Source organism: uncultured Rossellomorea sp., assembly GCF_947488365.1.
Lineage (GTDB): Bacteria > Bacillota > Bacilli > Bacillales > Bacillaceae_B > Rossellomorea.
Genome location: NZ_CANKZT010000001.1, coordinates 129,506 through 155,530, shown reverse-complemented (window position 1 = coordinate 155,530; position 26,025 = coordinate 129,506). Strand labels below are relative to the sequence as shown.

At 40.4% G+C, this 26,025-nt stretch carries 29 protein-coding genes and 1 pseudogene; 8 read left to right on the top strand and 22 right to left on the bottom strand.

Annotation, left to right across the window (positions count from 1 at the left end; genetic code table 11):
• Nucleotides 1–35: 35 nt before the first annotated feature.
• From Q1B03_RS00850 to Q1B03_RS00830, 5 genes are all read right to left on the bottom strand, one after another.
• Complete coding sequence (locus Q1B03_RS00850; RefSeq protein WP_299737141.1) at nt 36–443, bottom strand: CoA-binding protein; 408 nt, start codon at nt 441–443, stop codon at nt 36–38.
• Between the two features lie 185 nt (nt 444–628).
• Nucleotides 629–1,528 (bottom strand): glycine betaine ABC transporter substrate-binding protein, encoded by a 900-nt coding sequence (locus Q1B03_RS00845; protein ID WP_299737138.1) that lies wholly within the window; start codon nt 1,526–1,528, stop codon nt 629–631.
• 24 nt (nt 1,529–1,552) lie between these two features.
• On the bottom strand, nt 1,553–2,209 hold the full coding sequence (locus Q1B03_RS00840; RefSeq protein WP_044336988.1) for an ABC transporter permease: 657 nt from the start codon (nt 2,207–2,209) through the stop codon (nt 1,553–1,555).
• Nucleotides 2,206–3,183 (bottom strand): ABC transporter ATP-binding protein, encoded by a 978-nt coding sequence (locus Q1B03_RS00835; RefSeq protein WP_299737133.1) that lies wholly within the window; start codon nt 3,181–3,183, stop codon nt 2,206–2,208. The genes Q1B03_RS00840 and Q1B03_RS00835 overlap by 4 nt, the downstream gene beginning before the upstream one ends.
• 207 nt (nt 3,184–3,390) lie before the next feature.
• Complete coding sequence (locus Q1B03_RS00830) at nt 3,391–4,689, bottom strand: purine/pyrimidine permease (RefSeq protein ID WP_299737131.1); 1,299 nt, start codon at nt 4,687–4,689, stop codon at nt 3,391–3,393.
• A gap of 199 nt (nt 4,690–4,888) precedes the next feature.
• Here Q1B03_RS00830 and plsY point away from each other — a divergent pair, with 199 nt between their 5' ends.
• Together plsY and Q1B03_RS00820 are read left to right on the top strand one after the other, a co-directional pair.
• On the top strand, nt 4,889–5,470 hold the full coding sequence (gene plsY / locus Q1B03_RS00825; RefSeq protein ID WP_299739546.1) for a glycerol-3-phosphate 1-O-acyltransferase PlsY: 582 nt from the start codon (nt 4,889–4,891) through the stop codon (nt 5,468–5,470).
• A 277-nt stretch (nt 5,471–5,747) separates the two neighbouring features.
• Complete coding sequence (locus tag Q1B03_RS00820; protein ID WP_299737129.1) at nt 5,748–6,914, top strand: CapA family protein; 1,167 nt, start codon at nt 5,748–5,750, stop codon at nt 6,912–6,914.
• Nucleotides 6,915–7,049: 135 nt separating this feature from the next.
• On the opposite strand, the gene Q1B03_RS00815 is transcribed toward Q1B03_RS00820, so the two are convergent.
• Nucleotides 7,050–7,310: a hypothetical protein gene (locus Q1B03_RS00815; RefSeq protein ID WP_299737126.1), complete on the bottom strand. Its 261-nt coding sequence runs from the start codon at nt 7,308–7,310 to the stop codon at nt 7,050–7,052.
• Between the two features lie 129 nt (nt 7,311–7,439).
• Between Q1B03_RS00815 and Q1B03_RS00810 the strand changes: the two genes are divergently transcribed.
• On the top strand, nt 7,440–7,730 hold the full coding sequence (locus tag Q1B03_RS00810) for a HesB/YadR/YfhF family protein (RefSeq protein ID WP_299737125.1): 291 nt from the start codon (nt 7,440–7,442) through the stop codon (nt 7,728–7,730).
• Nucleotides 7,731–7,763: 33 nt separating this feature from the next.
• On the opposite strand, the gene Q1B03_RS00805 is transcribed toward Q1B03_RS00810, so the two are convergent.
• The 7 genes from Q1B03_RS00805 to acnA all read right to left on the bottom strand — a co-directional run bounded on the left by Q1B03_RS00805 (nt 7,764) and on the right by acnA (nt 13,012).
• A complete protein-coding gene (locus tag Q1B03_RS00805; RefSeq protein ID WP_299737123.1) occupies nt 7,764–8,072 on the bottom strand; it encodes a hypothetical protein in 309 nt (102 codons plus the stop codon).
• 68 nt (nt 8,073–8,140) lie between these two features.
• Entirely contained in the window at nt 8,141–8,557 is a 417-nt protein-coding gene (locus Q1B03_RS00800) for a thioesterase family protein (RefSeq protein WP_299737121.1), read from the bottom strand.
• Nucleotides 8,558–8,724: 167 nt separating this feature from the next.
• Nucleotides 8,725–8,952: a small acid-soluble spore protein Tlp gene (gene tlp / locus Q1B03_RS00795; protein ID WP_044336997.1), complete on the bottom strand. Its 228-nt coding sequence runs from the start codon at nt 8,950–8,952 to the stop codon at nt 8,725–8,727.
• Nucleotides 8,953–9,027: 75 nt separating this feature from the next.
• Entirely contained in the window at nt 9,028–9,171 is a 144-nt protein-coding gene (locus Q1B03_RS00790) for an acid-soluble spore protein N (protein WP_044336998.1), read from the bottom strand.
• Nucleotides 9,172–9,277: 106 nt separating this feature from the next.
• Nucleotides 9,278–9,424 (bottom strand): FbpB family small basic protein, encoded by a 147-nt coding sequence (locus tag Q1B03_RS00785; protein ID WP_082051111.1) that lies wholly within the window; start codon nt 9,422–9,424, stop codon nt 9,278–9,280.
• 136 nt (nt 9,425–9,560) lie between these two features.
• The gene (locus tag Q1B03_RS00780; protein ID WP_299737105.1) at nt 9,561–10,148 is read right to left on the bottom strand and encodes a peroxiredoxin; all 588 of its coding nucleotides are present in this window, start codon (nt 10,146–10,148) and stop codon (nt 9,561–9,563) included.
• Nucleotides 10,149–10,300: 152 nt separating this feature from the next.
• Nucleotides 10,301–13,012, bottom strand: a complete 2,712-nt coding sequence (gene acnA, locus Q1B03_RS00775; RefSeq protein WP_299737103.1) for an aconitate hydratase AcnA — start codon at nt 13,010–13,012, stop codon at nt 10,301–10,303.
• Between the two features lie 324 nt (nt 13,013–13,336).
• Between acnA and sspO the strand changes: the two genes are divergently transcribed.
• Nucleotides 13,337–13,486 (top strand): small acid-soluble spore protein O, encoded by a 150-nt coding sequence (gene sspO / locus Q1B03_RS00770; RefSeq protein ID WP_044337000.1) that lies wholly within the window; start codon nt 13,337–13,339, stop codon nt 13,484–13,486.
• Between the two features lie 166 nt (nt 13,487–13,652).
• Here the strand turns inward: sspO and Q1B03_RS00765 are convergent, their stop codons facing one another.
• A complete protein-coding gene (locus Q1B03_RS00765; RefSeq protein WP_299737100.1) occupies nt 13,653–13,913 on the bottom strand; it encodes a hypothetical protein in 261 nt (86 codons plus the stop codon).
• Between the two features lie 117 nt (nt 13,914–14,030).
• Here Q1B03_RS00765 and Q1B03_RS00760 point away from each other — a divergent pair, with 117 nt between their 5' ends.
• Complete coding sequence (locus tag Q1B03_RS00760) at nt 14,031–14,168, top strand: small acid-soluble spore protein P (protein WP_044337002.1); 138 nt, start codon at nt 14,031–14,033, stop codon at nt 14,166–14,168.
• A gap of 57 nt (nt 14,169–14,225) precedes the next feature.
• On the opposite strand, the gene selA is transcribed toward Q1B03_RS00760, so the two are convergent.
• Nucleotides 14,226–15,623, bottom strand: coding sequence for an L-seryl-tRNA(Sec) selenium transferase (gene selA, locus Q1B03_RS00755; protein WP_299737096.1), 1,398 nt, complete (start codon nt 15,621–15,623; stop codon nt 14,226–14,228).
• A gap of 100 nt (nt 15,624–15,723) precedes the next feature.
• Between selA and Q1B03_RS00750 the strand changes: the two genes are divergently transcribed.
• On the top strand, nt 15,724–16,116 hold the full coding sequence (locus tag Q1B03_RS00750) for an Hsp20/alpha crystallin family protein (protein WP_299737095.1): 393 nt from the start codon (nt 15,724–15,726) through the stop codon (nt 16,114–16,116).
• A gap of 58 nt (nt 16,117–16,174) precedes the next feature.
• Here the strand turns inward: Q1B03_RS00750 and Q1B03_RS00745 are convergent, their stop codons facing one another.
• Nucleotides 16,175–16,414: an Rdx family protein gene (locus tag Q1B03_RS00745; protein ID WP_341357994.1), complete on the bottom strand. Its 240-nt coding sequence runs from the start codon at nt 16,412–16,414 to the stop codon at nt 16,175–16,177.
• 179 nt (nt 16,415–16,593) lie between these two features.
• Between Q1B03_RS00745 and selD the strand changes: the two genes are divergently transcribed.
• On the top strand, nt 16,594–17,646 hold the full coding sequence (gene selD, locus Q1B03_RS00740; RefSeq protein WP_299737093.1) for a selenide, water dikinase SelD: 1,053 nt from the start codon (nt 16,594–16,596) through the stop codon (nt 17,644–17,646).
• Between the two features lie 63 nt (nt 17,647–17,709).
• On the opposite strand, the gene Q1B03_RS00735 is transcribed toward selD, so the two are convergent.
• The 4 genes and pseudogenes from Q1B03_RS00735 to Q1B03_RS00720 form a co-directional block, all read right to left on the bottom strand.
• Complete coding sequence (locus tag Q1B03_RS00735) at nt 17,710–19,935, bottom strand: AAA domain-containing protein (protein WP_299737091.1); 2,226 nt, start codon at nt 19,933–19,935, stop codon at nt 17,710–17,712.
• 214 nt (nt 19,936–20,149) lie between these two features.
• Nucleotides 20,150–20,791, bottom strand: a complete 642-nt coding sequence (locus tag Q1B03_RS00730) for a lytic transglycosylase domain-containing protein (protein ID WP_299737089.1) — start codon at nt 20,789–20,791, stop codon at nt 20,150–20,152.
• A 178-nt stretch (nt 20,792–20,969) separates the two neighbouring features.
• Nucleotides 20,970–21,050, bottom strand: a pseudogene (locus Q1B03_RS00725) (YjcZ family sporulation protein); the annotation flags it as partial.
• A gap of 273 nt (nt 21,051–21,323) precedes the next feature.
• Nucleotides 21,324–22,853, bottom strand: a complete 1,530-nt coding sequence (locus Q1B03_RS00720; RefSeq protein ID WP_299737087.1) for a BCCT family transporter — start codon at nt 22,851–22,853, stop codon at nt 21,324–21,326.
• Between the two features lie 575 nt (nt 22,854–23,428).
• On the opposite strand from Q1B03_RS00720, the gene Q1B03_RS00715 reads away from it, so the two are divergent.
• Nucleotides 23,429–23,560 (top strand): hypothetical protein, encoded by a 132-nt coding sequence (locus tag Q1B03_RS00715; RefSeq protein ID WP_299737084.1) that lies wholly within the window; start codon nt 23,429–23,431, stop codon nt 23,558–23,560.
• 46 nt (nt 23,561–23,606) lie between these two features.
• On the opposite strand, the gene Q1B03_RS00710 is transcribed toward Q1B03_RS00715, so the two are convergent.
• Together Q1B03_RS00710 and Q1B03_RS00705 are read right to left on the bottom strand one after the other, a co-directional pair.
• A complete protein-coding gene (locus Q1B03_RS00710) occupies nt 23,607–24,185 on the bottom strand; it encodes a 3D domain-containing protein (RefSeq protein ID WP_299737081.1) in 579 nt (192 codons plus the stop codon).
• Between the two features lie 319 nt (nt 24,186–24,504).
• Nucleotides 24,505–25,335, bottom strand: coding sequence for a LysM peptidoglycan-binding and 3D domain-containing protein (locus tag Q1B03_RS00705; protein ID WP_299737078.1), 831 nt, complete (start codon nt 25,333–25,335; stop codon nt 24,505–24,507).
• Nucleotides 25,336–26,025: the final 690 nt, after the last annotated feature.

Genomic DNA, 26,025 nt, shown 5'->3' with positions numbered 1-26,025 from the left:
AACAAGCGGTAAGAGCCGCTTGTTACGAGTGAGAATTATTTGGTTAAAGCATGTTCAACCTTAATACAGCGATCCATAATGACTGTATACCCACGTTCTTTCAAAAAGCGATAAGCCTCTTCGTTCATTACACCAAGTTGCGCCCAAAAAACGTTAGAATCGATTTCATCAAACTCTTTCGCGATCTCAGGCAAAAATTCTGAGCGGCGAAATACATTGACAATATCAATCGGCCCTTCCACCTCTTTCAGGGTGGGTACTGCTTTAACGCCTAATGCCGACTCAATGGTTGGGTTTACAGGAATAATCTCATAGCCTTGATCCTGCATGGCTTTGGATACCATATAAGATGTTCGTGCTGGATTATCACTTAATCCAATCACCGCAATGCGTTTTGATTGTTTAAGAATGTTTCCGATTTCTTCTCGGGATGGGTTTTCCATGGGTGATCACAACTCCTTCATCGATCCTTATCCATTCATTCTTTGACTGTTCCTTAAGTCCTATTCTTCTTTTATACCATATTTCCCTTTAACTTTTCAAAATTTTATAAAATTATTCTAAAGAGAACAAAGTGTCAGATGGACAAAAGGAAGCTCCTTAATCCTACCTGACACGCTTAAACATCTTACTCTTCAATTAATCCTTTGGAAATAAGAAATTCCCGTGCGACTTCTTTTGGATCTTTTTTATCCATATCCACTTTGGCATTCATCTCACTCATCTCTTCTTCAGAGATTTGTCCTGCTAATTCATTCAGGACTTCCTCGACTTCAGGGTGCTCTTCCAGAACTTCCTGACGGATGATTGGTGCGGCATCATATGGTGGGAAGAACCCTTTGTCATCAGTAGTCGTTTTCAGGTTGTAACGTTGTATTCTTCCATCGGTAGTAAAGGCCGGAATAATATCGACGTCTCCGTTCTTCACTGCTTCATACATAATGTTAGGATCGAAGCTTTCTTTCGCTTTGAATTCGTATCCGTAAGCTTCAGCAAATGCATCGTACCCATCACCTTCACGCTCATAGAATTGATGAGGCGCACCAAAACTTAAATCTTTCGATAGGGGTACAAGGTCAGAGAATGTTTTGGCATCGAATTCCTGGTCTTGAGTATAAGCAAGAGTATACGTGTTTTCGAATCCTAGTGGTTTTAACCATGTCACATTAAACTTTTCCTCGTATCCTTTACGTACTTGAGACAGAATTTCCTCAGCTGAAGCCCCTTCTGCCGCTTGCTCTTTTAGAACCGCTTCCAGTCCAGTTCCTGTGTACTCGATATATACGTCGATATCGCCTTTTTCAAGAGCGGGTGTCAGAATCGATACTTCCCCCAATCCTTCTTCCACCTTAACATCGAGATCTGTTTTCTCTTTGAGAAGCTCTGCCATCATTTGAGTTAAGATAAACTGCTCGGTCCACATCTTGCCTGAAACCGTAATCGTGTCTTTCCCCCCACCATTTCCGCAACCAGCGATCACAATGGATAGGGCTATTAATAGAATAAATGGTTTTAGTTTATTTTTCATTCTTACTCTCCTTTGAATTATGGTTTATTTCCGTGCTTTTAGTCCTTTAGGTGTTGTCATTCTTTCGAGAAGCTTTAATAAAAAGTCGAAAGATAATGCAAGTAATGCAGCTGGAATGGCTCCCGCAAGAACTAAAGAATTATTCCAAGTAGAAAGTCCCCTGTAGATGAGGTCGCCCAGTCCACCTGCTCCAACAAAGGTTGCAAGGGTCGCAACTCCAACCGTCAAGACAGTCGCTGTTCGGATACCGGCCATTATGAAAGGCAGAGCGAGTGGAAGCTCCACTTTAAACAGAAGCTGTGAGCTTGTCATCCCCATCCCTCTGCCTGCTTCTATGACTCCCTCATCGACCCCGATGATCCCGGTGTACGTGTTCCTCAGTATCGGTAAGAGTGCATACACAGTCAGGGCAATAATCGCTGTAATACTGCCTGTACCTAATAGGGGAATGAGAAAACCAAATAGGGCCAGGCTAGGGATCGTTTGGAAAATGGCAGTTATTCCGATAAAAAATTCAGCCGTTTGTTTTTTTCGTGATATGTATATACCCAGTGGCAAAGATATGGCAATCGCAATGAAGATAGATACGAATGATAAATATAGATGCTCAAATAATCCATTTAAGATTGCATCAGAACGGTTTGATATCGTGTTGATAAACAAGAACGAGAATGAATTCATACAGAACGTGCCTCCTTTTTCCCTTCTGAGGCTACTGCACGAAGAATCCCGCTGGCCGTTACGCTGCCGACATTCCTGCCGTCTTTTGTAACCATAAGATAATGTTTTTCTGACATTAGAAGTATTCTTGCAGCTTCTTGGATGGACGCGTCATATGGAATCAATGCGTATTCTGATTCTTCCAAGAGCAAATAGGTTGTGTTTTCCTCCATGATGTCAAAAACACGCTTTTGGGGCTGTTGAACATTAAGTCTGTCCTCTCCGATAAATGCACGAACGAATTCGTTCGCAGGATCTTTTATGAGCTCGGATGGGGTAGCGATCTGTTCAATTTTCCCATCGCGCATAACCGCAATTTCATCAGCGATCTTCAACGCTTCGTCAATATCATGTGTGACAAACACAATCGTTTTATGTATCGCATTTTGGATGCTTTTCAATTCATCCTGAAGCTGCTCCCGGCTGATCGGATCAAGGGCACTGAATGGTTCATCCATTAGAATGATGGGCGGTTCCGCTGCCAGGGCACGAATAACGCCAACCCGTTGCTGCTGTCCCCCGCTTAATTCAAGTGGATATCGTTTACGGTATACTTGAGGATCTAGTCCGACAAGGTTTAGAAGCTCGTCCACTCGACCTTCGTATTGTTCCTTCTTCCATCCTTTTAATCGTGGAATCAGACTGATGTTTTCTTCTATTGTCATATGGGGAAGCAATCCAATTCGCTGAATCACATAGCCAATATTACGCCTGAGCTCCACTTCATCGGTTTCAGAAGTATCCTTTCCATTAATCAGGATCGTTCCACTGGAAGGTGAAATAAGCTTATTGATCATTTTCATCGTGGTCGTTTTCCCGCATCCGCTTGGACCAATCAAGGCGACAAGCTTTCCTTTTGGTATCGTCAGGTTGATTCCCTTTATGGCTTCTGTACCATCTTCATAGACTTTTGTGACGTCCTTAAATTCAATCATTTTTCCACCTGCTTTATGAACTGAGAAATTTTTCTATACATAGAAGGGATACCCTCATTATACAAAAGGTAACCATGTTGTCCAAGAAATTGCGTTAGTACTTTTAGTTTATGAATAAGGTGGAATCTACATACAAGATACTTTTTAAAAGAAAGGCGGAAAAGTCCGGCCTTCAGAGCATGGGACAAGACAATAAAAACCAGCAAACTATTGTTTACTGGTTTCAGGATGTTGTTTGTGCTTTAACAGGATATATTGTTCTACGATGATTGCTGTGATGGTTCCGAGTATCAATCCATTGTTTAATATTGAGGCCACCACTACAGGCATGTCTTTAAAAGCGGATGGGGGAACAAACATGGCCCCTACACCCACAATGAGAGAGATACCTGCGACAAAATGGATTTTATCGAGGTCCTTTTCTTTCCGATATTCACCAAGAGCAAGGCCGACCATTTTGATGAAAATGACCGTGGTCACAGCATAGCCAACTGGAGCGGGCAGGCTTGCGAAGAGATTCATAACTTTTGGGATCAGACTGATGATAATGATCATAGCACTTCCAAGAATAAAGGGGATAATGGAGTACATTCCCGTAGCGGCAACAAATCCGGCAGACCCGGAAATGGGAACAGATCCAATTGCTGAAAATATTCCACCGAACAGCTGATTCATTCCGGAAGCAAAGCCGCTCTTTGTATATCTTTCATACGTCGGATGTCCCTTTGCCTTCATTACCTCTTCCATTACTCGAATGGAAGCAATCATATTGGTTGTTAACAAGAATGTGATAAAGATCGATGTCACAATGACACCCGTATCGAACACAGGCGCACCAAATACGAACACATCAGGTAAAGAAAACCAGCTCTCAGAAACAGTAGTGCTTTCACCTAGGCCCATAAGAATAAAGATTATCCAGCCCGAGATGAGGGCAAGAATAATGGAGTATTGTTGAATCCACTTTCGTTTATGGCCTGAGAAGTATAATGCCACTATTATGGTCAGGACGCTCCCGAGTAAGACATGGGGTTGTAGAGATTGTCCTTCATGCTGTATACCGAACATTCCCTTGATAAAAGATCCGCTCAATTGGAGAATCAATAGCATTAAATAAATAAACGTGATCGTTGGTGTAAATAAAGATGACAACTTTTTTAATAGTCCTGTTGCAGAAAGAATAAAGAAAATCACACCACTGACAATCATCCCGCCCTGTAATACGGCGAGCACCTCTTCATGACTGTGGTAAAGGGTTCCTGAAAACCCTGCATAGATGGCGAAAACTCCCCACCATAGTCCAGCGGGTCCTTCGTTAATGGGAAGTTTATGACCAATTAATGCTTGAATAAGACTCGCGGCTCCTAACACAAAGATGGTCCGCTGAATAAATCCTGCCGTGTCTGCGGGTGACAATTGAAACAGGTCAGCTATGGCAATGGGAGCGGCAATTGAGCCTGCAACCATAAAGGCCACCCATTGAAACGCCGATAAAAGTAATTGCATACGTGTACACCTTCATTTCAACTATGTAAAGTGTGTCTATTTTAACATACTTCACTCCTTCTTAATCAGATTTATGAGGAATAAAAGATATTATCTACTTTTATGAACAGGTACTAATTTTTTTGCTTATTTTCTCCCCAACCTTTGGAAAACATGTTAAAATAAGAACGGACTAGTTATTTTAAAAGGAGCAGTGATGATGATTTTTGCCCTTATACTCGTATTAGCATATTTGTTAGGCTCCATTCCCTCCGGTTTACTGATCGGGAAGACGTTCTACGGAAAAGACATTCGTGAGCACGGAAGTGGAAACCTGGGCGGAACCAATACATTCAGAACCCTGGGTGTGAAAGCCGGTATGATTGTAACAATCATGGATATTTTAAAAGGAACGGTTGCGACTCTCCTGCCATTGCTATTTGAAAGTGATGTACATATGTTATTAGCAGGGGTCTTTGCTGTTATCGGCCATATGTATCCTGTGTTTGCAAACTTCAGAGGAGGAAAAGCAGTAGCAACCTCTGCTGGTGTTCTTCTAGGCTATAATTTCATCTTATTTTTCATCTTACTGGCTGTATTTTTTATTTGCTTATATGCTACTAAGTATGTGTCACTTTCTTCAATGCTGGCAGCAGTACTTGCCTTTGCGTATTCGATCTTCACTGGAGATATCCCACTTATAATCGTCGTAGGAATTCTGACCATTTTCGTTGTTTACAGACATCGGGCGAATATAGTACGAATAAGAAATAAAACCGAACCAAAAATTAAATGGCTGTAGTAAAAAAGCGACCAAAGCACCAGGATCTCTTTATTTTATATGGAGTTCCTTGCTGCAGTGGAGGCTTTTTTTCATGCTTTGATAAAGTAAATAGGTATACCCTTTGATTCGTATGAGAAAGATGATGGATATAAAAAGGCAAGTAATATCAAGGATTAACGAAATAGTCTAAAAATCACAAAAATATGATAATATTCTTCAATATTTTCTTAAATATGCCCCGCTTTCCCCTATTATTTTGTAAAATAGAGGTAGAATTAAATAAAGGATGATGAATATGAATAAAAAGCGATTAATGGCAGGGTTATTCCTTTGTATTCCTTTACTCTTAGTGATTGGGTATCTTGTAAATAAGCAATACTCAGACTGGAGAACATCTGCAGAAGGATTGCAGGAGGAGAACCTTTACTCTTTGCTGCATACGACGAGAGAAGTTCAAGCCTCAGGGAAATCGATGAAGTCCAGTGCTTCAATTGCCGCCATCGGAGATATCCTTCTCCATGATACAGTGTATAATGATGCCAAAGATGAAAACGGGTATAATTTCACCCCTATGTTCTCACCGATCAAGGACATGCTGGCGGCCCCTGATTTTCTGATTGCCAATCAGGAATCAACTCCGGCTGGTGTGGAGCTTGGAGTCTCCAGTTATCCCCTTTTCAATAGTCCTAAAGAGATTGTGAAATCTTTACAGGACGTGGGGGTCGACGCCGTCACGACTGCCAATAACCATTCATTGGATCAAGGGGAAAAAGGGCTTCTAAGTGCAATCGACTATTATGAGAAGATATCCATGCCGTATGTGGGTGCGTTTAAAAGTCAGGAAGATAAGGAACGGATTCGTACCTTCAAGGTAAATGGAATCAAGTTTGCCCTGCTTTCCTATACATATGGAACAAATGGAATACCGGTTCCAAAGGGGAAAGATTATTTAGTCAACCTGATCGACGAACAAAACATGATACAAGAAATTAAGAAAGCCAAAACCATGAACATTGATTTAGTCGTATTGAGTTTACATTGGGGAAATGAATATCAACGCTTCCCTACTGAGGAACAGGAAAGACTGGCAAATGTCTTAACCGAAAGTGGGGTTGATATCATTTTTGGTCATCATCCACACGTCCTGCAGCCAATCCAAACGTATAAAACGAGTGATGGTCGTGATGCCGTTGTCATTTACTCATTAGGGAATTTTCTTTCGGGACAGAAAGATGATTTCAAAGACATTGGAGGAATGGTTACGGTGCAAGTAGAAAAAACGATGAACCCGGGCGGTTCTAAGATCACGTACCCTACCATTGAATTTCAGCCAACCTTTGTGTCAGAGAATCATTACAATAATTACAGGATTTATCCTCTTGATTTTGCTAATAACAACGGTATGATCAGGTATTCAGAAGAAGAAATGGTTTCACATATGGTGAATGGCTTACCTGAATAAGAAAAGGCAAGGTGAACTTGTGGCTTCAAGCCATGCTGCTTTGAAGATACGTCCATAATAACCTATTCCAATGTATTAACCTGAATTTACTCAGCTGCAAAAAAACGAGCTTCCACAATGGGAAAGCTCGTTTTTTTAATGTCCACCGAATAGCAATGAATTAAAGAAAATGCCACCAAGGGCTAAAACAGCCAATAAGGCATTGGCCATCAAAAAAGTTTTGCGGCTCGCCTTAAAGTATAGGGTGACCATACCATAGTAAATGAGTGCAGCAATGATAATAAATGTACCGGCTTCTATCTGATATTTGGCTTCGTGCAATTGCAGAAATGTTAATACACTTAATCCGGCAAAGATAAATGCACCTATGTAATACAATAATGAATGTGTATTCATTTGTCTCATCCTTTATGCGTAATAGTAGATGTTCCGTCTTCTATATGTATATAATATGAAATGAAACCTTCTTTGTAAAGTTACAAGAAATACTCTGGGAGAATACCTGTAGAGAAAGGAGACTCATCGATGAAGATACATATTTCAAAAGAAGCTCTTACGTGGTTTAAAGACGAAATGCTTGTAGAGGAAGGCGATCAAGTTCGTTTTTATGTGCGCTATGGAGGTTCCAGTCCTCTGCATGATAGTTTTTCATTAGGAGTGAATAAAGACGAACCGGTGGATATTGGCGAACGAGTCGAAGTCGAGAACCGGGAATTTTTTATTGAAGAAAGAGATTTATGGTTTTTTGATGGTCATGATTTGTACGTTAAGTTTGACGATAAACTTAAAGAACCTTCATATGAGTACAAAAAATAAGAAAGCATGGAAGGCTGGCATATGCCAGCCTTTTTATGTCCGGTTCAGAAAACGTGCAATATGGTCGTGCAACCCCTCTGTAAGGAGAATATGATATTGAATGTCTCCCAAAAGATCAAAATGAGGAAATCCGTCTTCCCTCTGATGAATCCATTCTTTTTTTAAACCATACTTCTTACCCCATCCAGTTAATGTATCGATGTCACAGCAGCCGACTTTCGTTACAGATCGTGCATGGGGAAATCGATCATCAAGCCAGTAATGAGTGAGAAATGCAATCTCTCCACGCTTTACACGCTCTTTCCATGCATGTAATTCATGTTTTGTTAACCCGAATGCCATGGAGGTTCTTCCTTTCTGTCATGCTTCAGTATGGGAGTTTTAAAAGGGGCAACTCCTCTATGTAGAAATTACTTCTTAGCCTTTTCATATGCTTCGTGCCAATGTGGGAACATTTTACGAATCGAAATCGGACGGAAGTTTTCCTGCTTGACGCAAACATGTTTCGATTGTCCCGTGATGGCCAGCTGGTTCTGACCATTATAAATTTCATAAGCATAGGTAATGCGAAGCCCGTCATATTCCTCAACCCACGTTTTAATAAACGCTTTTTCCCCGTAACGAACCGGTGATTTATAGCTGACATTCAGATCGATAACAGGAGAAAGAATCCCTTCTTTTTCGATATCAGCATACTTAAAGCCGAGATCTTCAATTAGTTGCGTTCTTCCTAATTCCATCCATACAAGATAATTGGCGTGATACACAACACCCATTTGATCCGTTTCTGCGTATCTTACCTCGATGGTTTTTTCAGCAATTTGCATCTTTACACCCTCTTCATCTAATCAGTATCCTTCCTCATTTTAACATAGATGGAGAAAGCATTGAACAAATTGGTTCCGGAGTGAATTGCTTCTGGTGCCTTTATTATGGATGAAAGAACCCGAACGGAAAGGTCTCATTTGAGCCCTTTCCGTTCGGGTTGCAAGTGTTATTGCTCAGTTTGATGAGCTTCGTCTTTAATTTCGTTTCGGAAAGCTTGCAGGCTTTCCCGGCGACGTTCATTCTTATCTTTAATAGACTGAAGCTGCTCTTCACTATCTGTGAAAGCCATCGACTCCTCAGCCTTCTCCATATTCTCAATCGTATGCTGAACCATACCTTGAAGCTTTTCTACATTATCACTACGATCATCTGGATTCGGTTTATCCCATGCCATCCTGCATTCCTCCTGCTATTCGTGTTGAGGGACGGACCTTAAGGCCTATCCCTTTTCATTTTTCGTCTGAAGCGTTTATTCACCCTTTGTCTGGATGACTTGTGCATGCTTACCAGATTTATCTTGCATTTGTTTCCCTTTGTTGCCGCCTGCAGCTCTTGATTGAGTTCCTATATGGTTTGGTGCAAAATGATTCGGACTTCCCTTTGAATTACTCATAACTTCCCCTCCTTACTAGTATGATTACCAAAATGGGAAGGAAGAAAAGACGTAATAATTGGCAGTATTATTTTCTGTGGGCAAAAAAAATAAGCCTCGTAATTCCTTACTCGGCTTTGCCTATAGGGCGCTTAATTTCCAGTCTTGCATCGATTCGTTCTTCAATGGCATCCATGGCATCTTGATCTAGAAGGAGCTGCTTTTTGTTTTCTTTCACAAGATCTGCAAATGATTTCTTCCTTGGTCTGCGCAATCCAATCGCCTCACTCTCCAGTGTGATTTGTTATAAGTAGTATATCCAAATGTCAGATATTTTAAACAAAGGTCACAATAGATGATTGAGTTTGGTTCAAGAATTCACTATATAGAGTCTGCTGGAGGTCCGTCCTTCACTTGATTAGCGCGGTGAAGTCTGCAAGGGTGGTAATGGCTCCAATTTGTTTGTGGGTGATGGTTCCTTGTTCGTTGATGACGAATGTGGTTGGGACGGTTAGGATGTCGTAGGCGTTGTTGATTTTGTCGTCTTTGTCTAATAGGATCGGGAAAGTGAGTCCCATTGCTTTTTGGTATTCTTTTACGTTGTATTGGGGATCGATATTGATTGCCAGTACTTCAACGTTCTGCCCGTATTTCGTATAGAACTCCTGCATGATCGGCATTTCTTCTTTACAGGGTGGGCACCATGTAGCCCAGAAGTTAAGAATCACTTTCTTTCCCTTTAATTCAGACAATGTGATCGTTTCCCCGGATAAGGTATCCAATTTAAAGTCGATGGCTTTGTCTCCCACATTTGGTCCAGGATAGTTCTCTACTGGAGTAGTTTCTGACACCTCCCCCTCTTCTATATCAATTAACTGATCATATGCCTCAGCTTGCGGGAACGTATTTTCTGAAAAGTAAGTGGGCTCTGACTTATTCTCAATATAAAACGTGAAGACTAATAATGCTACAAGCAAAATGCCGAAAATGGATTTCAAAGGAGTGTGCTCCTCTCATAGGAATGATATTACTATCATCTTATGTTAGCTTGTCTCTAATTAGTCATGGAATTTAGAATGAGCTTCTAAGCTAGTCAGTTGCTGAGGGTAATTAAAAAAGCCCCGGGAAGACCCGAGGCTTAAAGGTTACATTATGACTGTAATTTATTACGTAGAACCATTTGTAGAATTCCACCATGGCGGTAGTAGTCAACTTCTACATCGGAATCAAAACGAGCTAATACTTCAAACTCTGTTTTAGTACCATCTTCAGCTACAGCTGTAACTGTTAAGATATCACGAGGTTTAACATCGTTTGTAACATTGACAGAAATCGTTTCTCTACCCGTTAATCCTAGAGATTCAGCGCTGTCACCCTTCTTGAATTGAAGTGGAAGCACACCCATCATCACAAGGTTTGAACGGTGAATACGCTCATAGCTTTCTGCGATAACCGTTTTAATCCCAAGAAGATTTGTACCTTTCGCTGCCCAGTCACGAGAAGATCCCATTCCGTAATCTTTTCCTGCCAGTACAACCAATCCAGTACCGTCTTGTTGATACTTCATGCATGCATCATACATAGGCATCACTTCATTTTCAGGCCAGTATGTTGTGAATCCACCTTCTGTACCAGGAGCAATTTGGTTACGGATACGAATGTTTGCAAACGTACCGCGCATCATTACTTCATGGTTACCACGACGAGAACCGTAAGAGTTGAAATCACGAGGCTCAACATTATTCGCGCGCAGGTATTTCCCTGCTGGAGTGTCTTTGCCGATAGCACCTGCAGGAGAGATATGGTCAGTTGTTACAGAGTCACCAAATTTCCCTACAACACGCAGTCCATTCAACCCTTGGATATCTTCAGGAGTTGGAGCTAAACCAGTGAAGAATGAAGGGTTTTGAATGTAAGTTGAAGTTTCATCAAAGCTGTAAAGCGGTTCATTGCTTGTTTGGATTTCGTTCCAACGCTCATTCTCAGAGAATACATGCTCATATTCTCTACGGAATAATTCAGGTGTAACTGTTTGCTTCACTACGTCTTTAACTTCATCTTGAGAAGGCCAGATGTCTCTGAAGAACACATCATTACCGTCTTTGTCTTTACCAAGAGAATCCTTTTGAAGATCGATATCCACTGTACCAGCTAACGCGTATGCCACAACCAATGGTGGTGAAGCCAGATAGTTTGCTTTCACTAATGGATGAATTCGTCCTTCAAAGTTACGGTTACCTGATAGTACTGAAGTTAACAATAGATCAGCATCTGATACTGCTTTTTCAATTTCAGGACGTAACGGACCAGAGTTACCGATACATGTTGTACAACCATATCCTACAAGGTTGAAACCGATATCTTCAAGGTATGAAAGTAATCCGGAGTCTCTAAGGTACCCTGTTACAACTTTTGATCCAGGTGCAAGTGATGTTTTCACGTAGTCTGGAACATTCATTCCAAGCTCTACTGCTTTCTTGGCGACCAGGCCTGCTCCCAGCATTACGTATGGGTTAGATGTATTTGTACAGGAAGTAATGGCTGCGATCCCGATTGCACCGGTAGGCATGGAAACATCTTGACCATCTGCCGTTGTATACTTTGCTGTTTTATTGATTTCAGACTTATCAAGTCCAAATCCTTGTACGCCTTCTTTAGCTGTAATGGATTTGTGGAACATTTCTTTCATGTCAGAAAGTGGAATTAAATCCTGTGGACGTTTTGGTCCGGAAAGATTTGCTTCTACTACTGATAGATCGATTTCCACAACATCTGTGTAAGTAGGCTCTTCTTTTTCAGGTGTAAAGAACATTTCATTTTTCTTTAAGTATTCTTCAACCATCTTGATATGCGTTTCGTCGCGACCAGTTAAACGAAGGTAATCCAATGATTCTGAGTCAACTGGGAAGAAACCGCATGTTGCGCCGTATTCAGGTGCCATGTTGGCAATCGTTGCACGATCTGCAAGTGGAAGAGTGGCTACTCCTGGTCCGAAGTACTCAACGAATTTACCTACAACACCCTTTTGACGTAGAACTTGGGTTACTTTAAGAGCTAAGTCAGTAGCTGTTGCACCGTTTGGAAGTTCGCCAGTGAATTTCACACCGATTACTTCAGGGATTGGGAAATAAGAAGGCTGACCAAGCATTCCTGCTTCTGCTTCAATTCCACCAACACCCCAACCAAGTACACCGATACCATTGATCATTGTGGTATGAGAATCAGTACCGACCAATGTATCTGGATATGTTTCGAAGTCACCTTCTGTTGTTTCAACAGCGTGGACAACATTGGCCAGGTATTCTAAGTTAACCTGGTGAACGATTCCTGTTGCTGGCGGCACGGCACGATAGTTTTCAAATGCTTTTTGAGCCCAGCTTAAGAATTGGTAACGCTCAGCATTACGTTCAAATTCAAGGTCCATATTTGTTTTTAATGAATCAGCTGTACCATATTTATCTACTTGTACGGAGTGATCTATTACAAGATCAACCGGAATTTCAGGATTGATCTTTTGTGGATCTCCACCAATATCAGCCATTGCTTTACGTAAAGACGCTAAGTCAACTACTGCTGGTACACCAGTGAAATCTTGAAGGATGACACGGGAAGGTTTGAATGGAACTTCCGCATCTTTCACTTCAGTTGAGCCCCAGTTTGCTAAATTTTCAACGTGGTCTTTGTTGATCACGCGTCCGTCAAATTGACGAAGTACAGACTCGAGCAATACCTTTACACTGTAAGGTAAGCGATTAATCTTTGTTACTCCTGCTTCTTCAAGCGCTTTTAAACGATAATAATGATAACGTTTTCCTTCTAGTTCGAAAGAAGATCGTGCATTAAATACATCGTTCTTTGCCATTTCGATTCCCCCTCTAAACTACATCACACAATAAGTCGAAAAGTTTTCGTTCTAAACTAACGAACTTTTCTCACATTTACATCTTAATACAAGCGATTACATAAGTAAATAACAATAAAGTTATTGTTTTTGATAAGTTTTTCTTATCTAAAATAATAAACTCCTTTGGGTTTCTAGAAAAATATTGGTATAACAACATTTTTCCCCATGTCAAAACGTGTCAGCTGCCAGAAAATATTATTTTGAAAAAACAAATCTGTTAGCCTTTCCCTCTAATAACGGGTGGATGATGGTGGCATTCTATCCTTATGGAGGTGTTCTACAATGGCTAAACGTAAAGCTAACCATGTAATTAACGGCATGAATGCGGCAAAAGCACAAGGAAATGGTGCCGGTTACAATGAAGAGTATTCAAATGAACCATTAACTGAAGCTCAGCGTCAGTTTAATAAAAAACGCAAAACCAATCAGTAATTCAAATGTAAGGTGATGAAACTAACAGGGCTTATATACATAAGCGAATTAGTTTTGTCACCTGCATTTATGTACATGCCTTCCTCTCTTCTCCCCTACCCTATTTGTTTAAAAATAAAACCCACTCTGCTAAATAAGCAGTGTGGGTTTTTTTCCGTATTATTTCTTACGATTGCCCATTTACTTCATTGACGATCGAAGACAAGTCCGATTTGAATTGTTGAAGTTGGGCTCTTTGTGTCTCTGATGCTACTTCAAGTGCATTCTCGATTTGTTGATACGCTTCGTTTACTTCATTCTTCAAGTGAGCCAGCTGTGACCCATAACTAGCTCCATCTAGTACTAGTTCATTAATTGTATTCTGTATTTCAGTAACGCTTTGTTCAGCAGCTTGATAGGCTTGTTGCTTGTTTTTATGGTAAGGCATGGATAATCTCTCCTTATTCTGAAATTAGCTTTTTTAGTATGGTCAAAATAGTTAAAAATCATACCCATGAATAAACTGTTTTCCAACATAGCATTCTAAGAACAGGAGGGATGCTTTATGAACAAAAATGATGGTAAAGATATGCGTAAGAACGCTCCAAAGCAGTCAGGACAGCCGGAGCCTTTAAGTGGATCACATAAAGTGAAGAATCGTAATCACACTCGACAAAAACAACATAGCCATCACGATATGTAAGCAATAATTAAGGTAGTGCGGAATTGTGATAACACAATACGCACTACCTTTTATGGTCTATTGCAGATTCTTTAATGCATGGATAATGTCCGATTGTTCAATGGAGGAGACAGTCCGCAGATCAAGGAGGACGGACCCTTCTTGAATTCTTGTTATGATGGAAGGGTTCCCCTTTCTGAGTTTGTCATGAATTTCTTGAGCAGACAGAATGTTATGAGAAACGGAAACAAGATAAGTATCTAATTCAACATCCGGCATCGTTCCCCCACCAATTTGGCTTTTTCCTTCGATTATCTCGAAACTGAAATCCACTTCCAGTGAATTTTCTATGAAATGGTGGGATTGCTGGAGGATATCTTCTTTTTTCCGGGTGATGGCTTCAATGGTCGGATTTTTATCCTGGACTTCCCCTTTTATATAATGCAAGAGAGTCACCTCCAAAGCTGCTAATGTCATTTTATCTATGCGGAGTACACGAGCGAGCTGATGCTTTTTAAGTTGATCGATCCATTGTTTTTTCCCTGCAATGATACCTGCCTGGGGCCCTCCCAATAATTTATCTCCACTAAAGGATACAAGGTCCGCCCCTTTTTCAATGACTGTTTTTACTACAGGTTCATTTCCGATTCCCAGTTGTCCGAAGTCGTAAAGAGCTCCACTCCCTAAATCTTCATAATAAAGAATGTGTGGAAGCCGATGGGATAACTGAACAAGTTCATCGGTGGAAACGGATTCTGTAAATCCTTTTATTACAAAATTGCTTTGATGAACCTTCATGATCATGGCTGTCTCTTCACTCAATGCTTCTTCATAATCTCCTAAGTGAGTTTTGTTCGTCGTTCCCACTTCAGAGAGCAGAGCCCCGCTTTCTTCCATGATGGAAGAAATCCGAAATGATCCGCCGATTTCCACGAGCTCCCCTCTGGAAACAATCACTTCTTTATGTTTGGCAAGGGCAGAGAGAATAAGGTAAACAGCCGCTGCATTGTTATTCACAACCATGGCTGCCTCTGCACCGGTTAGATCACAGATGAATCTCTCGGCATGTGTGTGCCTAGACCCTCTTCTTCCCCCTTCAATGTCATATTCCAAATTACTGTAGTGACCTGCAATCTCTTTAACATGATCAATGGAGACTTGTCCCAATCGGGCCCGACCTAAATTCGTATGGAGGATTGTTCCAGTTGCATTGATGACTTTTAGAAGAGAAAGGGAATAGGTTTCCTTCATCAAGGCATCTGCCTGTGCAAAAATCTCTTCGATAAAATCGTCTGTGAATGGATGAGGTCCTTGCCATTGTTCATTCAGCAGGGACTTACGACAGTTTGTAACCGCCTTTTTTAATAAGTCCGTCCCTCTTTCCTTGGTAAGTTGATGCTTGTTGAGGAGAGTATGGAATTGAGTGGCTTGTTGGAGTTCATGGATGGGTGGGATGTTTCTGACGAGTTGTTTCATTATTAACCCTCTTTCATTCTTTATACTGATTATAACACCCTCACCAAATAAATTAGAACGAATACAATGTGTAAAAGAAGAAGTTGGGGGTCAGGTGTAAATGAGTAAGGAAAAGGAGGGTTTCTATTTAGAGAACTGGGAGGAGAATATGAAGGATTGGTTGTTGGATCCTGCAACGGTTCAATTGGATGAACAAGAGTTTAGAGTAGAATTTCTGGATACAACGGAAGCATTCATTGTAGAAATTGAGACAGAAAATATTTGTCCAGAGGAATTGATCATTAAGAAAAATGATACTCAATTGCTTGTATCGATATTGATGAAAGACGAAATCAAGGTGAGAAATCGCACCATACGTTTTCCCTTTTGTTTAAAACAAAGGGCGATCACCTATTCAATTGAGCATCATACAATCGAAATCAATGTTCCTAAAAAAGAATGCCCCACCCCCTCATCCTTCGTTATTCGAGTCCAAGGGTTATCTCATGAGTAATCATACTCTCTAAATAGATGAGAAGGTCTGAGGTGAAAACTCAGACCTTCCTCCATGATTATAAGGAATCGATCGAAGAGATGATACGGTTGACCTCCGGGAAAACACCTGTATCCAGTTTGGAATAAATCTTTTTATCCCCTACTGAAATTTCAAAGGCGCCACCAGAGGATGGTATTAACTTTAATTCTTCAATGTCTGAGCGAAAATGGGTAAACAGTTGTTCCGCGAAACTCGCGGCTTTAGGTGCATAGTTTCATCTCATGCAAAATTCGATTGTAATCGAAACTTTTTTCATCATGAGCTTCCTCCCTTTTCTTGAGCATTTTTTGTAGGATCCCCTCTTATTATAGAGGAATTTTATGTGCAAATCATCTTATTCCCCGCCTGATTTCTAACCGCCCTTCAGTTCTCCTTTGCTCAATTGTATTTTTATCCTGTACAATTAGAATATTCATACATAAAGGGGTGAAGTGAATGAGCAGGGAAGAAATTATGCGTTTAACAGAACTTTCTTCAAAAGCTGGCTGAGGCTGTAAAATTAGTCCTAGTGACTTGACGCAAGTTTTGCGTCAGCTACCCCCTCAACCATTTACCGAAGCATTATTAGTAGGAACCGAATCATCAGACGATGGTGGTATCTATCAACTGACAGATGAACTTGCAATGGTACAAACCGTAGACTATTTCACCCCGATTGTAGATGACCCTTACCAATTTGGTCAAATCGCAGCTGCCAACGCGCTAAGTGACGTCTATGCAATGGGTGGAACGCCGAAAACCGTTTTAAATATCGTAGGCTTTCCAATTAAAAAGCTTGGAAGTGAAGTACTTGCTGAAATCTTGTCAGGTGCACAATGTAAAGTAATCGAAGCGGGTGCTGTGACGGTCGGTGGCCATTCCATCGACGATCAAGAGCCTAAATTTGGGTTAAGCGTAACGGGAATCGTTCACCCGAAAAAGTATTGGACGAATAATGGTGCCAAAGAAGGAGACGTTATTGTTCTTACAAAACCATTAGGAGTAGGGATTTTAACGACAGGCATCAAACGGCAAGTGGTGACAGAAGATCAAAAAAAAGATGTGATCGAAGTCATGAGCACGTTAAATAAATTAGCTTCAGAAGTATTACTGGCCTACCATCCGAATGCAGTGACAGATGTAACAGGCTTTGGTTTATTGGGCCACGCCTATGAAATGGCTAAAGGCAGTAATGTGTCCATCCAGTTCTCATACTCCTCCATTCCCCTTTTAGACGGGACGAAAGAATTAGCAGCCCAAGGGGTCATTCCTGGTGGATCCAAAGCGAACCATAAGTGGCTTGAAGAAAAAGTTTTCTATGATCCGGGTCTCAAACAGGAAGATCAATGGATCGTATGTGACGCGATAACTTCAGGGGGATTATTAGTGAGTTTGCCTGAGGATGAAGGAGAAAAGTATATAGAGGAATTACGTCTTCACTCGGTATCAGCAAGCATAATTGGTAGGGTGCGAACGAAACAGGACTGGAGTATTCTGGTTGAAAAATAAGAAAGCGGTGACTCCTTTTGAGAGAAGTAGATTTCTGCTACTAGCTTTCTAAAGGAACACCGCTTATTTCTCTTCATTCATTTTGAGGAATTGTCCAATTATTTTCTTTGACAAAATTCTAACATGATAAGGGAATCGGTTATTTTCTTTTGAGTAAGAATTGAACCAGATGACCTTATCATCTAACACAATGAACGGTATGATCGTTTTGGATTTTTCAAATTTGATGCTCATTCCCGAGTGCAAAGGGCTGCCGTCTTTACATAAGAGTATGACGTTTTTCTCCCTTGATACAGTTATTAATACGCTCATTATATCTCCCGGGATATCTTTGATATGCTCCACATTCACTACGATTGTTTGTTTTGCTGCGTGAAGATCCTTCACCAGTTTACGGTGATCGTTCAAATCAATCCACTTCATTTTTTTAGTTGAAAGAGGAGTGAGTGTTGAACTTGTTTCCTTATGCCCCTTCTTTTGAAGGTGCTTGATGAATTGATGAACCGGTTTGGATGAATGAGTCTTCTCCTGGATAAATTGATCGTTTCCAATAAGAACAAACTTCCCCCTCGCCCGGGTTATCGCAACATTAAGTAGTCTATCGCTTCCGTTTCGGGTTAGTAACGCCCCAGGCTTTCCATGGGAAACCCCATCCACGAGATCAAATAAGATCATGTCATTTTCTGATCCTTGAAAACCATGAACTGTAGCGGCATATAAATCAGTTTGAGAATGTGTGCTCTTTACCAATTCATCTAGTAAAAGGTTATACCAATTCGCTTGAATACGGTAGGGAGTTACTATCCCGATAGATTGAATTCCATCCTCGATTGCTTGCAGAGTAAGTTGGATCGTTACTAAGCTTGATAGGACATTCCAACGTGAGCCTTTTTGAACCTCTGCCCATTCAGTCCCTTCTTTCAGTGAAAATAATACCGCTCCATGTGATGGGAAAGGATTTTTATTCGTAATCTCAGCTCTCTTCAATCGTACCGAATGGTGATCGCCTACCTTAGAATGGTAGATATATTGATTGGTAAATGCCGAAATACTGGGATGCATTCGCCGCTGTTCTGGAAGTAATAATAACTGAGGGTGATCCTGTCCCCTATCAACGGCATGTGCAACCTGAGCCGCATGAAAGATGTCTTCCTTCAGCCATTTGGTTACCATCGGATGGAAGGATGTAGAAATAGGTGGGAGCTGTTTGAAATCCCCGCAGATTATGATCTTCTTTCCCAGGGATGCAGCGAATGCTACCTGAGGTATATAGGCCATACTTGCTTCATCAACAATAACAAGGTCAAATTCTTCTTCATAAAGAATACCATCAATCGCAGCTTTTGAGAGAGTCGTCCCGATGACCTTTGCATCAATAACAAGCTCCCCTTCTCTTCGTTTAAACTTTTCTTTGATTTTTTGATAATGAACCTCAAGCTGTGACAACCGTTCTGAATCATAACTTGAATACGTTTTAGCCAGTTTATTTTTTAACCTTTTCCGGTAGGTTTCGACCTTTCCTTTTTCCTCTGCAAGGGTGGGGTCTAGTTGTTCTAATAATTGAAGTACGCTTAAATCTGTAATATTTTCACTATACACTTTCCGGTTGGTCCCATAACGTAAAACTTCTCCTGCTTTCCACCGATTATGGCTGCTGAGGAAGTGGTGCATTTCCTCTATTAAGACATCAACTGCTGCATTACTATGGGAAAGAAGCAGCACTTTTTTTCCTTCTGAATAATGATAAGCGGCTACTCTGGCGAGCGTATAGGTCTTTCCTGTTCCAGGCGGTCCCCATACATACGTAACAGGATTATACTTACTGCGTACGTATGCTTCATGTAAAGGGTTTTTAAAAGTAGATTTCGGATGTCTTGTGTCTTTCGGTGGATTCATCACATTCTGAATACGCAGTGTTTTTCCATGGCGCTCTTTTGCTTCGTCCAATCGTTCTATTAGCTTTTCTAATATTTCCCATGGTTCGTGCAATATTTGACCATAAGAAATAGTGTCTCCAAGGAATCGTTCGAGCTCAATAATGCACTCTCGTTCCTCTGAACTAATCACCACACCTGTGATTGTAGATTGCTTTCTCTTGTAAACTACGCTCCCTCCTTCTGGTAACGAAGCAGGATAACTAAGGGTGAACCAATAAATATAGGCATTTTCTTCTTTGCGGATACATCGGCCTTCTTCTATCAAAACGCCTGAGTTTTCCCGGTTTTTTAGTTGTAGAATTTCCATATCAAGAGCGGTTTTCCATTCTTCTATCATTTCGATTATTTTCAATTAAATCACCTTTATCATCCGTAAAAATCACGAACCTTATCATAACAATTTATTAAGTGTGTGTATACGATCAAGGACTTATTGGAAATTTTTATTGGTGGCAGAGGGACTCATAAGAGTATGTTCATCAATTGGCGTACCAATTCACAAAGGAAAAATCAAAAAAAAAAAACCGAAATAGAATCCGGTTCTTTTTTTAAAACAGATTTAGAAATCACATAGCCTTGTCTGACTCCTCTTCTTCCTTTTCTATAAATCGGTCTGCGTAGTATAGAACATCTTCAACATATTTGTCACTATGATTGTAGGCAAATACGGCTTGTTCGATTTTCCCATCTGCTGCTCCATTTCGTGCTAAATAGTTGGCAGCACTGAATACTGCATCCTCAATTTGAAAAGGATCGGCTATTCCATCTCCGTTTGCATCAACCCCATAGCCACCGTACTTTTCAATGACGTCAGGGTCTGTTTTTTGGTCTGAAGGGATGTTTCCCTTTCCCAGACCTGAGCACGTTGGATGGGACCAGCCCACAAAGGTACAAGGCATAAACTGCATGTGTCCCTCTGCACCTGCTGGGGAGACAAGAGTCTTCATGGTTGAAAATTTCGTTTCAACCCGGTGATGGGCAGCCAGTAAGTACCATGGTACCCCATATTCTTCTTGGGCAGCTTTATAGATGGGAATATATTCGGCTGGGACCTCTTCTTTACCCAATGATGACAGGTTATAAGAGACCTCTCCACTATATACAGTATAATAGATAACTAAGATGATGATGGGGATAAGGACGATCGTAAATGGTGAGGATCGTTTTTTCTTACTGGGACGCTTTTTCTTTGTGATTTTTTTGGTCATTCAGGTTCGATCCTTTACAAGAATATTGATTTCTCTTGTATTTTAATATGAGATTTAATCCATGACAATCCAATATGTATAAATAAAAAAGATGACCCCAAAAGTCAGTTCTTTCTTCACCGGATGTTGGTAGAGAAATCATCGACTATGGTCGGGGTCACCTAACCATTATTTATTGTTAACAAACAAACGCTGCTCCAACGATAATTAATAGGATGAATAATACTACGATTAACGCAAAGCCACCAGCGTAGCCACCACCGCAGCCATATCCATATCCAGGGTATCCATATCCATACATCATCAGTCACCTCCAGTTATCTTACTACGATATTAATGTATGTAGTGGACAAATTGTAGGTTAATTAAAATCTTTATTCATTTTTTGACTATGAAATGCATTTGTAGCAGATTGCCTATGAACAGTGGGTTTTGCTGTTTATGGAGGAGCGGAAAATGAGTAAAATGTCTAGATAAGAAGTCCTCGATATGCAAAAAGAGCGCCTGGGATAGCTCCAGGCGCTCAAGGATTTTACATATGCTCTTTAGGTTCTTTCGTTTTTCTTGGCTTAGGTTTGATGTATAATCCAAGCTCTTTTTTCTCTTGATTCAGTGATTTATACAGAGACAGCATCATCAGGGCCATAATGACCGAGAATGGCAGCGCTGCAACAATTAATGCATTTTGTAAAGCCTGTAATCCTCCACTATAGAGCAGGATTAATGCAACAGTAGACTGAGCAAGTCCCCAAGTTAACTTCACATAGTTTGGCGGAGTTAATGATCCATAGGTAGTTTGCATCCCCAGAACAAAGGTAGCTGAGTCAGCAGACGTAATGAAGAATGTTCCGATCAATGTGATGGCAATGACTGAAAGGATCGTTGACCATTCGAATCCATTAAATACAGCAAACAATACCTCTTCTGTATTTAGTCCTGATAAATCTGTTCCTGCTTGTTGAATTTCAATGGCAGATGTACCAAAAGTAGCGAACCAAATGAAACTGACTAAAGCGGGAAGCAATAGCACACCGATTAAGAATTCACGAATGGTTCTACCTCGTGATACACGTGCGATGAAGATTCCGACGAATGGAGACCAGGAAATCCACCATGCCCAATAGAAAATCGTCCAGCCATTGATCCAGCCGCGATGCTCTTCATTTAATGGGGCGATCCGGAAACTCATGGCAGCGATGTTTTGAATATAAGCACCAATTGTATCAGTGAACATATTCAGGATGAGCAATGTAGGCCCGATAAAGAACATTAACACGAACAGTCCAATTGCCAATACCATATTCGTATTAGATAGATATTTAATTCCCTTACTTAATCCTGACCATGCCGATATCATAAATAAGACGGTTACAACCGCAATGATAATGAATTGAACGGTGAAATTATTTGGAACTCCCAGTAAATATGAAAGTCCTCCGTTAATTTGTGCTGCACCGAACCCAAGCGTTGTGGCAACACCGACAACAGTGGCGAATACAGCCAATACATCGATGACCGTTCCCAGTGGACCGTTCACTTTATCTCCAAAGATCGGTCTCAACGTAGCTGATATTAAACCAGGTTCATCTTTACGGAATTTATAATAAGCTAGTGCTAAAGCGACAATCGCATAGATCGCCCAAGCATGTATTCCCCAGTGGAAGAACGTATAACGCATTGATTCCTTGATCGCCTGATTCGTTCCACCTTCTGCAAGTGGGGGCGTCAAATAGTGTGACAGCGGCTCTGCTGCCCCCCAGAATACTAAACCGATTCCCATCCCTGCACTAAACAACATGGCGAACCATGTTCCTTTCGTGTACTCAGGTTTCTCGTCTGGCTTTCCTAATCTAATCGTTCCAATTGGACTAAAGATCAAGAATACGCAGAAAATAACAATCACTGTTACTAAAATAAGATAATACCAACCGAATGTTGAGGTAATAAAGCTTTGCATATCAGCTGTTACATTTTCGAATGACTTTGGCGCGATGACACCATAGGCAACAGAAGCTGCAACTAATGCAACGGTAATCCAGAAAACATTTGATATCCTCTTCATAAAATTCTCCTTTCCATTTTTAATGTATTTTTGCTCTTTTCTGAATGAAGGTAACGAAAGCCGGATTAAGGGTGTTTGTCATAGTATGTACACCTGCGGCAATAATCTTCATCGTGAAAGAGTCTCAGTTAATGCAGCTGGGAATATGTGCATTCTGAGGAATGTGGAGGAATGATTACTTATTACCTATTCCCTCACGACACTCTCATAAAACCAACATTTGTTACCCTATCAGAAAAAAGTTTAACTTTGCAAGTGATAACCATTATATTTTTTTATAGTGTTTGTCATTTAAACGTTTTCATTCCTATTCTTTTTTTGAAGTTAAAGCCCATTTAGGAATTTTTCGAGCTTGAGAAACTGGAAATGAAAACGCGTTATATTCCGTTAAAATAAATCGGGTTGACAATCATGTTTTAACTGTTTTATAGGAAGAAAAAGTATTTAAGTCGATATAATTAAAGGTTTCTCTATAATACTTGAAGTAATAAATGGGAATTCTGGATGAAGTACCTGTAGTAATTTTCATGTATCGGTGAATATTAATTAAAAAATGTACGGAAGGAGGTCCAATCATGAAAAACAAGCAAAAGAATTCTCAACATGAAGCAGCAGAAAAATTAGCTCAACAACAAATGGGTGAGGAAATTGAGATGAAATCAGTAGCTCCTTCTGCTAGAAAAGGGTCTGACGTTCAAGGGAAATAGTTTTTTTATACAAAAAGGACGCCTGAATCGGCGTCCTGACTATTCGTTACTCTTCAATAATTTTCACTTTAACATCCTGTACACCATATTTAAGGGCATCTTTTTCTTTTTCCATATAGATGTCGATACGTTTTCCTTTAATGGCTCCACCTGTATCTTCTGCACGGGCATAACCGTATCCTTCTACATACACCTTAGACCCCAGTGGAATGACACTTGGATCGACGGCAATGACTCTTGCATCAGGGTTCTCGATTAAGTCAACACCCGTCTTTGTGATACCGATACAGCCTTCACAATATGCTGTGTACGCAGTGGCTGTTACATTAACCTCTTTCACCACATTATCCTGAGAATCCTCAGAAGACTTTGTATCTGCTGATTTAACCTCTTGTTGTTCTTCTGATTCGTTATTCACAGTTATACCTTCTTCTAAAAGTTGTTGGCGTGTCCCAACTTCATCTATCGAAACATGATATCGATTTGCAATCTCCCAAAGAATATCGCCTTTTTCAATATTATGATAATCATTCATTGCAGTATCGTTTGAATCTGCATAGGCAGAAGTAAGTCCGATTGTTAATAAAACTGTGAAGGAAAAAATGGAAAATAATACTTTTTTCATCTTGTGTAATTCCTCCTTTTGTGTTTTGTCTATGAAACCAACATTTGAAATAGTAACATAGACTTACCTCAGACGCATAACAAACTGGTTATAAACCGATAACAATTAGATGACAAGCGTGTAATATTTATTGTTTTCTGGCGATTCAGCTGGAAGTGTTTCTAACTCTTTCAATTGAAGGGAAATATTAGTTGGAAGAATGGAAAGATAACTAGTATCGAAGGGATTTATTTAGAAGTTTATAACATGTTCATCTTGGGTTTTTAGATTAACTCTACAAAAAAACCACTGAGAATGATCTCTCAGTGGTTTCAATCTATTATTTAGTTTCGAGGATTTTTACGTTAACTGATTTTCTGCCCCAATCAACTGCTTGATCTTTTGACGGAATGAATACGTCGATTCGATTCCCTTTAATCGCTCCGCCAGTGTCTTCTGCAGTTGCATAGCCGTATCCTTCAACATATACTTTTGATCCTAGAGGAATTACATTCGGATCAACTGCAATCACTTTTGCATCAGGATTTTCTAAAAGGTTAACGCCAGTTGCTGTCGTACCTGAGCAACCTTCACAACTTGCTGTGTAAGCAGTTGCTTCTACTGTGATTTCCTTTACAGCTTCCTCTTGAGGAGCTGGTTCTTCTGCTGCAGCTTCTTCTTTAGCAGGTTGTGCTTCAGCTGGTTCTGCTGCAGGCGCTTCAGCTTCTGGAGCTACTTCTGCTGTTTCTTCTTGAGCAGGGGCTGCTGCTTGCTCAGAAGTATTTGCAGTAGCTGAAGGTGCTTTTTTATCTTCTAAATTGATGACTAACTCTTGTCCTGGGACAATCAGGTCACTCTCAAGTGCGTTCCAGCCTATTAAACTGTCGACGGAAACACCATATTGTGAAGAAATTCCCCAGAGTGTGTCACCTTTTTTAACTGTATAGTACTCTTTTGATGATACCTTGAGTTCTTGATCAGGGTAGATTAAGTGTGAATTTAAATTGTTCCATTTCATGAGTTGATCAACGGATGTACCGTACTCCTGCGCAATTCCCCAGAGTGTGTCACCTTTTTTAACTTCGATGTCTTGTGCTGAAGCGCTAGCTCCACCAGACACTGCAAGTGTAGTAAATGCAGCCACAGAAATAATCGATTTTTTTAGTTTCATAGAAAAATTCCTCCTTATGTAGCTAGCGGTTTATTTATTTTTGCTAACAGGGAAAATACTAACATAGTAAAATCTCAAATCAATAACAGGAACTTTAATATCGTGCGTCAAGAATATTTCACGACTGTAATAGAAAGCGATTTCCTGTATAAACTATCATATAGAGGAATACTATGGGAATTATTAATGAAAATAATAGATGTAAAGGATATTTATGGATAAAATAGCGGAAAGGTTCTATTCTGTTTGAAGGGTGAAAAAATAGATCCTGTTATCTTTTTTGTACTTAATAAATTGAAGAAGAGCATTATTTTTGTTTGATGAAGAGGGTTCAGTTTTTTAGAATGAGGCTCTTTTCGTATAGTTTGCTATTGTAGAGGAGAAAGTACTAGTTGATTTCCGCTCCAGGATGCTCGCTTTCCGCGGGAGTCGAGCACCCTTCCGCTCCAATCAACTTTCTGAGCATATATCCTTAATGGAAATCAATAAAAACAAGAACTTTAGCAAACCATCTCATTTAAGGTAAGTAGAGATTAATCTTCCTTTTAAGTAAAAAAGAAATATTTTTTCTAGTTACTTTGTCATCTTCCACACTTTGAAGCTCTGTCATGAAAATCCTGTTAAAGATGGTGAAGGGAACTGCGCAGACTCCGGCGGATTTTGGGCGTGCCGAGACCCCGTTCGGCTAAG

Coding starts and splice junctions, on each gene's coding strand:
- Q1B03_RS00850 (WP_299737141.1), bottom strand. CDS start 443: ATGGAAAACCCATCCCGAGAAGAAATCGGAAACATTCTTAAACAATCA.
- Q1B03_RS00845 (WP_299737138.1), bottom strand. CDS start 1,528: ATGAAAAATAAACTAAAACCATTTATTCTATTAATAGCCCTATCCATT.
- Q1B03_RS00840 (WP_044336988.1), bottom strand. CDS start 2,209: ATGAATTCATTCTCGTTCTTGTTTATCAACACGATATCAAACCGTTCT.
- Q1B03_RS00835 (WP_299737133.1), bottom strand. CDS start 3,183: ATGATTGAATTTAAGGACGTCACAAAAGTCTATGAAGATGGTACAGAA.
- Q1B03_RS00830 (WP_299737131.1), bottom strand. CDS start 4,689: ATGCAATTACTTTTATCGGCGTTTCAATGGGTGGCCTTTATGGTTGCA.
- plsY (WP_299739546.1), top strand. CDS start 4,889: ATGATTTTTGCCCTTATACTCGTATTAGCATATTTGTTAGGCTCCATT.
- Q1B03_RS00820 (WP_299737129.1), top strand. CDS start 5,748: ATGAATAAAAAGCGATTAATGGCAGGGTTATTCCTTTGTATTCCTTTA.
- Q1B03_RS00815 (WP_299737126.1), bottom strand. CDS start 7,310: ATGAATACACATTCATTATTGTATTACATAGGTGCATTTATCTTTGCC.
- Q1B03_RS00810 (WP_299737125.1), top strand. CDS start 7,440: ATGAAGATACATATTTCAAAAGAAGCTCTTACGTGGTTTAAAGACGAA.
- Q1B03_RS00805 (WP_299737123.1), bottom strand. CDS start 8,072: ATGGCATTCGGGTTAACAAAACATGAATTACATGCATGGAAAGAGCGT.
- Q1B03_RS00800 (WP_299737121.1), bottom strand. CDS start 8,557: ATGCAAATTGCTGAAAAAACCATCGAGGTAAGATACGCAGAAACGGAT.
- tlp (WP_044336997.1), bottom strand. CDS start 8,952: ATGGCATGGGATAAACCGAATCCAGATGATCGTAGTGATAATGTAGAA.
- Q1B03_RS00790 (WP_044336998.1), bottom strand. CDS start 9,171: ATGAGTAATTCAAAGGGAAGTCCGAATCATTTTGCACCAAACCATATA.
- acnA (WP_299737103.1), bottom strand. CDS start 13,012: ATGGCAAAGAACGATGTATTTAATGCACGATCTTCTTTCGAACTAGAA.
- sspO (WP_044337000.1), top strand. CDS start 13,337: ATGGCTAAACGTAAAGCTAACCATGTAATTAACGGCATGAATGCGGCA.
- Q1B03_RS00765 (WP_299737100.1), bottom strand. CDS start 13,913: ATGCCTTACCATAAAAACAAGCAACAAGCCTATCAAGCTGCTGAACAA.
- Q1B03_RS00760 (WP_044337002.1), top strand. CDS start 14,031: ATGAACAAAAATGATGGTAAAGATATGCGTAAGAACGCTCCAAAGCAG.
- selA (WP_299737096.1), bottom strand. CDS start 15,623: ATGAAACAACTCGTCAGAAACATCCCACCCATCCATGAACTCCAACAA.
- Q1B03_RS00750 (WP_299737095.1), top strand. CDS start 15,724: ATGAGTAAGGAAAAGGAGGGTTTCTATTTAGAGAACTGGGAGGAGAAT.
- Q1B03_RS00730 (WP_299737089.1), bottom strand. CDS start 20,791: ATGACCAAAAAAATCACAAAGAAAAAGCGTCCCAGTAAGAAAAAACGA.
- Q1B03_RS00720 (WP_299737087.1), bottom strand. CDS start 22,853: ATGAAGAGGATATCAAATGTTTTCTGGATTACCGTTGCATTAGTTGCA.
- Q1B03_RS00715 (WP_299737084.1), top strand. CDS start 23,429: ATGAAAAACAAGCAAAAGAATTCTCAACATGAAGCAGCAGAAAAATTA.
- Q1B03_RS00710 (WP_299737081.1), bottom strand. CDS start 24,185: ATGAAAAAAGTATTATTTTCCATTTTTTCCTTCACAGTTTTATTAACA.
- Q1B03_RS00705 (WP_299737078.1), bottom strand. CDS start 25,335: ATGAAACTAAAAAAATCGATTATTTCTGTGGCTGCATTTACTACACTT.